This window comes from Vibrio genomosp. F6, from assembly GCF_005146325.1.
Taxonomy (GTDB): Bacteria; Pseudomonadota; Gammaproteobacteria; order Enterobacterales; family Vibrionaceae; genus Vibrio; species Vibrio cortegadensis.
Map to the genome: position 1 here is coordinate 89654 of NZ_SYUT01000010.1, position 12024 is coordinate 101677.

Genomic DNA, 12024 nt, shown 5'->3' on the forward strand with positions numbered 1-12024 from the left:
TCAGTCCTCCGCTAAAGGTTTAAAGCGACGAAGTTCGGTTAATCGGTAGCCGGTGTAGTTACCCAGTAATAGGATCACTGCAAGGATAACCAATTGAAGCCCAATAAAGTTAAACGTTAAGTGCTGGATAAATCCGTTGGTCATGCCTAAGTAAACTAATACAGCGGTGAAAAGCGAGCCGCCACCTTGGAGCATTACTTCTTTAGCGCCTTCCTCTTCCCAAAGGATAGACATACGTTCGATCGTCCAAGAGAGGATGATCATCGGGAAGAAGGTAATGGATAGCCCTTCTGTCAGACCAATCTTGAAAGCCACCACGGTGAACACCGAGATGATCAAGATAACCGTAATGATGACAGCGGATATTCGAGCCACGAGTAATAAATTCAGCTTGGATAAATAACTTCGAATGATCAACCCTGTTCCCACAATCAATAAGAAGCCGACAATACCGGTGACTAATTGAGTTTGTACGAAGGCAACCGCGATAAGCACAGGCATGAAGGTACCTGATGTTTTCAGGCCAATGATCACACGTAAGAACACCACAATTAGCGCACCGATTGGAATCAGCATGATGGTCTTAAACATCGCTTGCTCTTCAAGGGGTAGGCTATGAATGGAGAAGTTGAGCAGTTGGTCGGCCACGACTTTGTTTTCTGTCGCCTGCGAAGATGAAACCTCTTGTGCGATCATTGAGAAATGCACGCTGCTGCTGCTTCCCCCGATCACATCAAGTAGAGAAACATTCGACTCATCCCAGATAAGCAGATTCGCTTGGTTCGTTTCAATCCCGCTCTCTGGCGAAAAAAGTACCCAATCTTTTCCGTTCCAAACTTGCACCATGCGTTGAATATTTTGGCGACGACGACCATCTTCAAGTTCGATAACACCCACCGATTTATTGTCTACACCGGCGTAAGACAGCAGTTTAGTTGCTGCTTTTACTTTGTCCATTGTGTTTAGAATCAATGCTGCATTCTGGCTGTCGGGATCATTAAGGATCTTTATCAGTTCACGAGCAAAAGTGACGTTATCTGCCGAGCGTTGTGTAGCTCTTTCAATCACTGCAATGGCAGCTGCCTCTTCCGGGCCGTTAAAGGTTGGTTTAACAAGGCTTCCCTCTTGTGGAGGAATAACGTCAACTTGAGCTTGGTCATCAACTAAAAATTCGGTTTTGTAATAGATGGTTTGAGCATTTTTAGCTTGTCGAATTGACCACTCAGCCCTGCGTCCCGTATCCGTATTCAAATAAGAGACGCCGTAACCTGGCGATGAAGCGGATTCACTGATTAGCGTAAAACCTGATTGAGTGTGCGGTGCCGCAAGTGATACTTTGGCGGCTTTGCCCTCGGCTGTAAACTCGATTCTGGCTTCTATATTCCAAACTTGGCTGGTTTCACCCGGAGTCCACGGCACGCCATAAGTCTGATGACGGAACATACTCAGTGCAACCCCGCCAATAATTAAGAGCGCAATTGAGATATAGAAAGGAATTCTTGACGTCATAAAGTGTTCCTATTTTTCAGTCTTATTATCTGTATGAAGATATTTTTTGCTGACATCCACTAACGCGATATCTTTTATAAATTCTCTTCCAAGTAATACAGGATTGCTCATTTGAGATCGATCTGCCAATGTAAATTGCGCTTTTTCATGGATTTTTCCGACTTTCACCCATAATTCAATGGCGGCACGGCGCTCTGTTTCATTGGTGGTGGATTGGCGGATTTTTACATAGCGAATAATAGGCGCTTCAATCCAGTGTTTATCTGCTTGGTTTTCTGATGTTTCTGAACCGTCTGCAAGATGGAATTTTACCCATTTTTTACCGTTGCGTTCAAATTCTTGAATATCAATGGCATTAAGCGAAGAGGTCGCGGCTCCAGTATCAATACGAGCATCAAATGATTGCTTCATTGACTCGATGGTAACTTTTTCTATTGCACCTAAAATGATGCTGCTTTGATGAGTGGTATTGCTTGTCTGTTCGACTGGGCTTTCTGTCGCAGGTTCATCGACGGAATTGGTGATGGGAGTCGCTTGTATTGCAACATCAAGCTTATCATTCAATTGTTGGATATCAGTCTCAAGGCTTTCAATATAGTCAGCTTGGTTGCTTATCTGCAATTCAAGATTGGTCAACTTGTTGGAAAGATTCGTCTCTGATTGTTGGATCGTATTCACCAGTATTTGATGATTTTTATCTGCACTGGTGAGAGAGCAACCAGAAAGTAAACTGACGATGACGATAGGAGCATATCGCTTAAACATGTACGACCTTAATATTGAACTTTAAGTTATTGTTATCGTAAGTTTAACCTATCCGCAAGAATGCGTGAAGCTTCCTTATGTTAATGTGAAGTCATGCTCAGCTTATTGGGTAAAAACAGTGTCAAAAATGGTCTTTTTTAACACTGTTTTTGATTTTGGATACTTTGGCGTGTGACTATGGTTTCTTGGCAACCAAAATAGCACGTCTTGGTGCGGGGTGGCCTTCGACCGTTTTAGTCGAGTCATTCGGGTCAAGATAATCAGGAAGTGAGTTGTGTGTCATCCATGTTGTTGAGCGCTGCTCGCCCACTGTCGTAACATTCTCATCGACGATTTTCACATCAACAAATCCGGTTTGTTCCAACCACACTTTGAGTGCTTTGGCTGAAGGGAAAAAGTACACATTGCGCATTTGTGCGTAGCGGTCTACTGGTACTAAAACCGCATTTTCATCGCCAGCAATAACCAAGGTTTCAAGCACAAGTTCACCACCCGAAACAAGCTGATCTCTCAGTTGAATCAAGTGATCTAACGGTGAACGGCGGTGGTAAAGTACGCCCATGCTAAAGACAGTATCGAAAGCTTCTAATTTTGGTAACTGCTCGATGCCTAAAGGCAGAAGGTGAGCGCGTTGATCGTCGCCCATCAATTTACGAATCGCTTCAAACTGGATCAAGAATAGATGTGAAGGATCAATACCCACACATAGGCGAGCTTGTTCACCGAGCATGCGCCACATATGGTAACCGTTACCACAGCCGACATCTAAAATAGAGCGATCTTTCAACGGTGAGATATGAGGTAATACTCGATCCCATTTCCAATCTGAGCGCCACTCTGTATCGATGTGAATGTCGTGAGCGGTATAAGGACCTTTACGCCAAGGGTGAAATGTTTTCAGCAAGCTTTCTAGTTTTTTACGTTCACCATCCGCAATCGGTTGTGCATTCGAAATGGTGACAGACTCTTTTAGCTCAATCGTATCAGGTTTATCTGATGGAATTTTGTTCAGCGCTTTAACCCAACGCTCAAAATCTCCATGATCTGCATTACCCCAATCTGTTAACTGTTGAGGTAAAACATTTAGCCAAGGTTGAAGGCGAGTATCTTGTGCTATCAGTTGATAGAAATTAGCAAAATTGAACATGAGTTATCTTAATCGTTATATAAATGAGAGAGGCACTCAGTATAAAGTGCCGCTAAATGGATGAAGCCCACAGCTAATAGTGTGGTTATCGTGCTATTTGATGGCAAACATTGAGCCGAAATTGAAACATTGGAACCAAACTTCGTAGCTTGAAAACCCAATATCTTTAAAGCGATCTTTATGAACTTGGATTGAGTCAGGTCGCATAACATTCTCAATGGCGCTACGTTTTTGACTTACTTCAAGTTCGCTATAGCCATTGGCACGTTTAAAATCATGGTGCAAATCAATTAATAGCTCATTTGAGGTTTCGTTCTCGAATACGTATTTTTCGGAGACGATGAGTATCCCGCCTGGGCGTAACCCCGCGTAAATCTTTTTAAGCAGTGCAGAGCGATCTTCAGGAGAGAGAAATTGTAGCGTGAAATTAAGCACGACAACGGAAGCATCTTCGATTTCAATTTCACGTATATCCGCTTCCAAAACCGTGACTGGGGTATCAGAGCGGTAAGCGTTAACATGTAATTTGCAGCGTTCAACCATTGCTGATGAGTTATCAATGGCTAAAATTTGACACCCTTCCTGCTGAATATGGCGGCGCATAGAGAGCGTCGCTGCACCGAGAGAACAACCGAGATCGTAAACCTTTGAGTGAGGCTTAGCGAAACGTTCCGCAAGCATACCAATAGCTGAGATAATATTGCTGTAGCCGGGAACCGATCGTTGGATCATATCTGGGAAAACTTCAGCTACTCTTTCATCAAAAGTAAAATCGCCAATCTTATCGATAGGAGCTGAAAAGATAGTGTCTTTAGTGTTCATGCTCATTTCTCAATGCAAGAGTTGGTGTGTGGAATACATGCGCCAACGTTACAAATTAGTGTTGCGAATACAGTCAATATTCAGAATCGGCGAATAATGCCTGTAAAAAGGGGGCGTATTTTATGAAAAATTGCTCACTTTGTCATTAATAATGAGGAAGTAGATTTACACACTCAAAACATATCGATTTGTGGGCTGTTCACGCTATTCGGAAAAGTGGGGAGGGACGGCAGGGTATGCTGTTGTTGAAGGGTTATGTCCTGCTGTAACAGACCATAAAGTTTGAGCGCTAATTCAGGGGCTTCAACGTTATCTGGTGTATGAACCATTAAATAGGGTTGCTTTCCTTGTTGGATCCAAGTGGAGAGCTTCGTAAGCCAAGGTTGGAAAAAAGCCACATTAGCTTCAATATCTGGGTGTCCAATGAAGCGGATCATGGGATTGGTACTTGTTGCAATGGCATGGGTAGGGACTTTGGGTTTATTTCTGTGTGCTTCTCTTACCGCTTCCGTTGTCGGCGGAGCTGAAAACACAGGACGACTGTCCATAATGATCCGGTTGATGTTGTTTTCAATTAACCACTGATTAAACCGTTTTTCGTCATCATTCTTATTGAAGAAGCCCAAATGGCGGACCTCAATGCCTAATTTCATTTCTGGCGGAAAACCTTGGCAGAACTTCTGTAAAACAGGTAAGTCCGCAGGAGAGAAAGCGGCAGGCAGTTGGATGGTCCATTGACCAATTTTAGACCAGAGCGGCTGCATCACAATTAAGAAATCTTTCAAGCTTTGCTGGCTATGACGCAGCATCTGCTGGTGGGTGATCTCTTTTGGAAGCTTAAATGTGAAGCGAAATTCATCTGGCGTACTGGCTTGCCAGTTTTGAATTGTCGCCATTGACGGGGTCGCATAAAAAGTGGTGTTACCCTCGACGGTATGAAAGACCTGAGAATATTTTTCGAGCCTTTCTGCTGGTTTAGTACCACTTCCATAGAAGCTTGCTTGCCACTGAGAGTGCGACCACATGGTTAATCCAAGTCGAATGGGTAATTGAGTCATCATCTCTCTGTGAAGTAAGTGGCCGATATTTAACTGTACGAAACTTTTGATCGTTTGGAAACGGTAACGATATAATCCGATAAATAGTTAGACTTTTGATGTTTATTTAGCCGCTTGTTGGGGTGAAATGCATCAAAGCATGATAAAACACAACAAATTGTATTCTGGAAGGTCGATTTTAAGTGATTTTCAGCGTATAAATGACACTTTGCTCTGTCGGAAGTCCATTTTCTGGCAGCCTAGAATTAGACATTATTAAAGAGATTGGGAAATTCATTATGCGTACCCATTACTGTGGTGACCTGAACAAGTCCCTTGCAGGACAAACTGTAGAACTTTGCGGCTGGGTTAACCGTCGCCGTGATTTAGGCGGTCTTATCTTCATTGATATGCGAGATCGTGAAGGTGTCGTTCAGGTAGTTATTGACCCAGATATGAAAGATGTATTTGAGGTAGCTAGCCAACTGCGTAATGAGTTCTGTATCAAATTTACAGGTGAAGTTCGTGTTCGCCCTGACAGCCAAGTTAATAAAGATATGGCAACAGGTGAAGTGGAATTATTAGCAAGCGGTCTTGAAATCATCAACCGTTCAGAAGCGCTTCCACTAGACTTCAACCAAACGAACTCAGAAGAGCAGCGTCTTAAGTACCGTTACATCGATTTGCGTCGTCCAGAGATGAGCGATCGTATTAAACTACGTGCTCGTGCTTCTAGCTTTGTGCGCCGTTTCTTAGATGAGAACCTATTCTTAGATATTGAAACGCCTGTACTTACTAAAGCAACACCAGAAGGTGCTCGTGACTACTTAGTCCCTAGCCGTGTTCATAAAGGTAGCTTTTACGCGCTTCCACAATCTCCACAGTTGTTCAAACAGCTGCTGATGATGTCTGGATTTGACCGTTACTACCAAATCGTAAAATGTTTCCGTGATGAAGATTTACGTGCTGATCGTCAGCCTGAATTTACTCAAATCGATATCGAAACATCATTCATGTCTTCTCAAGAAGTTCGTGATGTAACAGAGCGTCTTGTACACGACATGTGGAAGGAGCTTTTAGATGTAGAACTAGGTCAATTCCCAGTGATGCCATTCTCTGAAGCGATTCGTCGTTTTGGTTCTGACAAGCCTGATCTACGTAACCCACTAGAACTTGTTGACGTTGCCGATCTTGTAAAAGATGTGGAATTCCAAGTATTTGCTGGTCCTGCAAATGATGAAAAAGGTCGTGTTGCAGTAATTCGTGTTCCTGGCGGTGCTAAACTGTCTCGCAAACAAATTGACGAGTACGGTAAATTTGTCGGTATCTACGGCGCGAAAGGCTTAGCATGGATGAAAGTGAACGATCGTGCTGCGGGCTTTGAAGGTGTTCAATCTCCAGTTGCTAAGTTCCTAAGCGAAGATATCGTGAATGGTATTCTTGAGCGTACTGAAGCTGAAACAGGCGATATCATCCTATTTGGTGCAGATAAAGCGGGTATCGTTGCTGAGGCAATGGGCGCTCTACGTATCAAACTTGGTGACGATCTTGAGCTGACAGATAAGAAAGCGTGGGCACCACTTTGGGTTATCGATTTCCCAATGTTTGAAGAAGATGGTGAAGGTAACTTGCATGCCATGCACCACCCATTCACATCACCTCTAGGCATGACAGCGGAAGAGCTTCAAGCTAATCCGGCTGCTGCGAATTCTGATGCTTACGATATGGTTATCAATGGCTACGAAGTCGGTGGTGGTTCTGTTCGTATTCACAACTCAGACATGCAAACAGCAGTATTTAATATCTTAGGTATTGAAGCGAAAGAGCAACAAGAGAAATTCGGTTTCTTACTTGAAGCTCTAAAATACGGTACGCCACCACATGCTGGTCTTGCTTTTGGTCTTGATCGCCTTGCAATGTTACTTTGTGGTACAGAGAACATCCGTGACGTTATCGCATTCCCTAAAACAACAGCGGCTGCTTGTTTGTTGACTGATGCTCCTAGTCTTGCTAACCCAGCATCACTAGAAGAGTTAGCCATTGCGGTTAATTTAGCGAAAGAGAAAGAAGCCGAGTAATCAATCTCGAGTGGACTCTTGTTCGTTAAGTTTTAACAATGAATGCCCGTTTTGTTACGGGCATTTTTATATTTATACCAAACTGAATTGAGCAAAATGCAGCCGCTTTATTTAGCTTGGGATGGTAAGGATTTATGTCAATTATTTTAGGAATCGATCCGGGTTCTCGCATTACAGGTTACGGTGTGATCAAACAAAATGGTCGCCACCTACACTATTTAGGTAGTGGTTGTATCCGAATGTCTGAAAAAGAGCTACCAGGGCGACTCAAACAAATATACGCCGGAGTGACGGAGATCATCACTCAATTTCAACCGGATGTATTTGCCATTGAACAAGTCTTTATGTCGAAGAATGCCGATTCAGCTCTCAAGCTAGGTCAAGCCCGTGGTAGTGCGATTGTTGCCGCAGTGAATGCCGATTTACCCGTTTATGAATATGCTGCGAGGCTAATTAAGCAAGCGGTTACCGGTTCTGGTGGGGCAGATAAAGCGCAGGTTCAGCATATGGTCATGACGATGTTAAAACTCCCCGCGAAACCTCAAGCGGATGCTGCTGATGGGTTAGGTGTGGCAATTTGTCATGCGAATACTAATAAAACATTGATTGCATTAGCTGGGAAAGCGACAGGAGCAAAAAGAGGGCGTTATAGATAGTGATTTTTATTGTGACGATCTTTTAATCAATATAAACATTTAACGACTATTTAGCTCAAATTCCTACAGTGAACAACAATAAAGAACTGGATATGTATCCAGTTCTTTTATATTCTTATTTGCGTATTTTACCCTTAAGAGAATGAATTGTGATTGGACGTCTTCGTGGAACCCTCATTGAAAAGCAGCCTCCTGAACTATTGATTGAAGTCAGCGGAATTGGTTATGAAGTTCAAATGCCAATGAGCTGTTTTTATGAATTACCAAATATAGGTGATGAGGCCATTATTTATACCCACTTTGTGGTTCGTGAAGATGCACAGTTACTTTATGGATTTAACACCGTTAAAGAGCGCGCTTTGTTCCGAGAAGTTATAAAAGCGAATGGTGTTGGACCAAAATTAGGCTTGGGTATCTTGTCGGGTATGACCGCGAGCCAATTTGTCTCAAGTGTTGAACGAGAAGACATTTCTACATTAGTGAAATTACCGGGTGTAGGTAAGAAAACCGCTGAACGTTTAGTGGTAGAAATGAAGGATCGTCTAAAGGGGTGGGGAGAAGGTGATTTGTTCACTCCTGCAACAGATGCGGCACCAAGTGATAATGGTACGATTACGAACCCTAACAGTGCCAAAGATGAAGCAGTAAGTGCGTTGCTTGCTTTGGGTTACAAGCCTGTTCAAGCATCTAAGATCGTTTCACAGGTAGCGAAACCTGATATGACCAGCGAAGCTTTGATTAGAGAAGCGCTAAGAGCAATGGTGTAAAGTGAGAGTTACCGCTTTCGAATTTAACTATTTAAACAAATCACTATAAAAGTAGAGTAATTGATGATTGAAGCTGATCGTTTAATCGCCCCTGATAATCCAGTCTTTAAAGATGAAGATGTTATTGACCGTGCGATACGTCCGAAGAAACTGGCTGACTACCGAGGTCAGGATCATGTCCGCGATCAGATGGAAATTTTCATTAAAGCCGCACAAATGCGTGAAGAGCCTCTTGACCATCTGTTGATCTTTGGGCCTCCAGGGCTTGGTAAAACTACGCTTGCTAATATTGTCGCGAATGAGATGGAAGTGAATATTCGCACCACTTCTGGACCTGTTTTGGAAAAAGCAGGGGATCTGGCTGCTTTGTTGACCAACCTAGAAGAGAATGACGTCTTATTTATTGATGAAATTCACCGTCTGAGCCCTATTGTTGAAGAGATCCTCTACCCTGCAATGGAAGATTACCAGCTCGACATCATGATTGGTGAAGGCCCAGCAGCACGCTCCATTAAAATCGATCTGCCACCCTTTACTCTGATAGGGGCAACCACGAGAGCGGGGTCATTAACATCACCGCTAAGAGACCGATTTGGCATTGTTCAACGTCTTGAGTATTACAATGTCAAAGATCTACAACATATTGTGCAGCGCAGTGCGGATTGCTTAGGCTTGTCGATGGATTCAGAGGGCGCACTCGAAGTGGCTCGTCGTGCCCGAGGTACGCCACGTATTGCCAACCGATTGTTACGTCGGGTTCGTGATTATGCTGAAGTAAAAGGCAATGGACACATTTGTTCAGATATAGCGGATAAAGCGCTCGACATGCTTGATGTCGATAATCAAGGTTTCGATTACATGGACAGAAAATTGTTGCTGGCCATCATGGAAAAATTTTCAGGCGGCCCGGTAGGGTTAGATAATTTAGCCGCAGCAATAGGTGAAGAGAAAGATACGATTGAAGATGTGCTAGAGCCTTATTTGATTCAGCAAGGCTATCTTCAACGAACACCTCGCGGTCGAATTGCGACTGATAGAGCGTATTTACACTTTGGGATCGATAAACAGTAAAACAACTAAGATGGTTAGACCTTTAGTCTAGAGCAATCACAAGTAAACCATCATAGCAGTACCGCTAGAAGAGCCGACTTTAAGAATAAGTCGGCTTTTTTGATATTTGTAGAACTGAAACCACCTATCGCATAATGCAATCTATGATTCCATTTTTGGTAAGTTGATTAATGCTTAGTATCGAAAGAGCGGAATATGTGGATTTTGTGTGTTTTTATTTGGGTGTTCTGTTAATAAAACAATCACTATTCATGACTTTTATCACGGACTGTAACCTTAGAGGTTAATGTTCGGTTGATCTAAATCAAGTTGGGTAAAAAGCAATCAAATTGCTTGGTGTTTAATTGACTTAAATCAAAGCAAGAATTGGTTATAAACCTTTTGAAACAATCTGATTTTAGCAGTAATATTAGCTCTAGCTATATTAGCTAGAGCTTAACAAATAACTAACCATTGGAGTACATTTTCGCAACAATAATTTCTTTATTAATAACAGTTTGTGGGGTGGTTTAACATTTCACGCTGATGTTGCAGAATGTCTAACGTGTCACTCAGCCGACACAAAGGAGTTACCATGATTGACGTTGTTGATCTCTCGCGATTGCAGTTTGCATTCACGGCGATGTATCACTTCTTATTCGTTCCATTGACTTTAGGTATGGCATTTTTGCTTGCCATCATGGAGTCTCTATATGTAATGACCGATAAGCAAATCTATAAGGACATGACAAAGTTCTGGGGTAAGCTATTCGGGATTAACTTTGCACTTGGTGTGGCAACAGGCCTTACCATGGAATTCCAGTTCGGAACCAACTGGTCTTACTATTCTCATTACGTAGGTGATATTTTTGGTGCTCCGCTTGCCATTGAAGCCTTAGTTGCCTTTTTCCTTGAATCTACTTTTGTGGGTCTCTTCTTCTTCGGTTGGGATAGGTTATCTAAACGACAGCACTTGGCCGTAACTTGGTTGGTTGCGTTAGGTTCAAACTTCTCTGCACTATGGATCTTGATTGCGAACGGCTGGATGCAAAACCCTGTCGGCGCAGAATTTAACTTCGAAACCATGCGTATGGAAATGGTCAGCTTTGCTGAAGTCGTTTTCAACCCTGTAGCGCAAGTTAAATTTGTTCATACTGTTGCCTCTGGTTATACCGCAGGTTCAATGTTCGTACTTGGTATCAGCTCATACTACCTACTAAAAGGCAGAGATGTTGCCTTTGCTCGTCGCTCGTTCGCGATTGCCGCATCTTTCGGCATGGCCGCTATTTTATCGGTAATGGTTCTAGGCGATGAGTCTGGTTATGAGCTAGGTGAAGTGCAGAAAGTGAAGCTTGCGGCGATAGAAGCCGAGTGGCATACCGAAGAAGCGCCAGCAGCATTTACTGTGTTTGGTTTACCTAACCAAGAAGAGATGCATACTGATTTCGCCATTAAGATCCCTTACGTAATGGGTATTATTGCAACTCGCTCTTTTGATACTCAAGTGACAGGCTTACGTGATTTACGTGAAGAGCACGTAGAGCGTATCCGCACAGGTATGTATGCTTACGAATTGCTTGAAAAGCTGCGTGCTGGTGACAAGACAGATGCTAACAAAGCGGCATTTGACGAAGTTAAGAATGATCTTGGCTACGGACTTCTACTTAAACGCTATACCGACAATGTTGTCGATGCGACTGAAGACCAGATTCAAGCTGCTGCGGACGATTCAATTCCGACGGTTTGGCCTCTATTCTTCTCATTCCGAATCATGGTTGCATGTGGCGTTGCGATGCTTCTGATTTTTGGCTTTGCGTTTATTCAAACCTGCCGCCAAAAAATTGGTCAGAAGAAGTGGTTATTAAAAGCGGCGTTGTACGGCATGCCACTACCTTGGATTGCAATCGAAGCCGGTTGGTTTGTTGCTGAATTCGGTCGTCAACCATGGGCTGTTGGTGAAATCTTACCTGTGAATGTGGCGGTTTCTGCTCTGACAATGGGTCAGCTATGGTCATCACTGTTTGCCATTCTAGCGCTTTACACGGTGTTCCTAATTGCAGAAGTTTTCCTAATGGTGAAATTTGCACGTAAAGGACCAAGTAGTCTAAAAACAGGTCGTTATCACTTTGAACAAGACGAAAACTCTGTTGAAGACAAAGTTAGTCGCCAAGTAGAAGTATAAGTGAGGAAGCA

The 12024-nt window shown here is 43.1% G+C and carries 10 protein-coding genes; 5 read left to right on the forward strand and 5 right to left on the reverse strand.

Annotated elements, in window-relative coordinates:
• The 5 genes from FCV43_RS00965 to FCV43_RS00985 form a co-directional block, all read right to left on the reverse strand.
• The gene (locus tag FCV43_RS00965) at positions 1-1509 is read right to left on the reverse strand and encodes an inactive transglutaminase family protein (protein ID WP_136993753.1); all 1509 of its coding nucleotides are present in this window, start codon (positions 1507-1509) and stop codon (positions 1-3) included.
• A gap of 9 nt (positions 1510-1518) precedes the next feature.
• Positions 1519-2274 carry a RimK/LysX family protein gene (locus FCV43_RS00970; RefSeq protein ID WP_136993754.1) on the reverse strand — a complete coding sequence of 252 codons (756 nt, stop codon included), beginning with the start codon at positions 2272-2274 and terminating at the stop codon, positions 1519-1521.
• Positions 2275-2449: 175 nt separating this feature from the next.
• The gene (cmoB, locus tag FCV43_RS00975) at positions 2450-3421 is read right to left on the reverse strand and encodes a tRNA 5-methoxyuridine(34)/uridine 5-oxyacetic acid(34) synthase CmoB (protein WP_017051965.1); all 972 of its coding nucleotides are present in this window, start codon (positions 3419-3421) and stop codon (positions 2450-2452) included.
• A gap of 93 nt (positions 3422-3514) precedes the next feature.
• The gene (gene cmoA, locus FCV43_RS00980) at positions 3515-4243 is read right to left on the reverse strand and encodes a carboxy-S-adenosyl-L-methionine synthase CmoA (protein ID WP_136993755.1); all 729 of its coding nucleotides are present in this window, start codon (positions 4241-4243) and stop codon (positions 3515-3517) included.
• Positions 4244-4416: 173 nt separating this feature from the next.
• Positions 4417-5301 (reverse strand): DUF72 domain-containing protein, encoded by an 885-nt coding sequence (locus FCV43_RS00985; protein WP_136993756.1) that lies wholly within the window; start codon positions 5299-5301, stop codon positions 4417-4419.
• Positions 5302-5579: 278 nt separating this feature from the next.
• Here FCV43_RS00985 and aspS point away from each other — a divergent pair, with 278 nt between their 5' ends.
• From aspS to cydA, 5 genes are all read left to right on the forward strand, one after another.
• A complete protein-coding gene (gene aspS, locus FCV43_RS00990) occupies positions 5580-7358 on the forward strand; it encodes an aspartate--tRNA ligase (protein WP_136993879.1) in 1779 nt (592 codons plus the stop codon).
• Positions 7359-7492: 134 nt separating this feature from the next.
• Positions 7493-8014, forward strand: a complete 522-nt coding sequence (gene ruvC, locus FCV43_RS00995; protein WP_017051969.1) for a crossover junction endodeoxyribonuclease RuvC — start codon at positions 7493-7495, stop codon at positions 8012-8014.
• Between the two features lie 149 nt (positions 8015-8163).
• On the forward strand, positions 8164-8781 hold the full coding sequence (ruvA, locus tag FCV43_RS01000; protein ID WP_136993757.1) for a Holliday junction branch migration protein RuvA: 618 nt from the start codon (positions 8164-8166) through the stop codon (positions 8779-8781).
• A gap of 63 nt (positions 8782-8844) precedes the next feature.
• Positions 8845-9852, forward strand: coding sequence for a Holliday junction branch migration DNA helicase RuvB (gene ruvB, locus FCV43_RS01005; RefSeq protein ID WP_017051971.1), 1008 nt, complete (start codon positions 8845-8847; stop codon positions 9850-9852).
• A gap of 574 nt (positions 9853-10426) precedes the next feature.
• Positions 10427-12013 carry a cytochrome ubiquinol oxidase subunit I gene (cydA, locus tag FCV43_RS01010; RefSeq protein ID WP_017051972.1) on the forward strand — a complete coding sequence of 529 codons (1587 nt, stop codon included), beginning with the start codon at positions 10427-10429 and terminating at the stop codon, positions 12011-12013.
• The last annotated feature ends 11 nt before the right edge of the window (positions 12014-12024 follow it).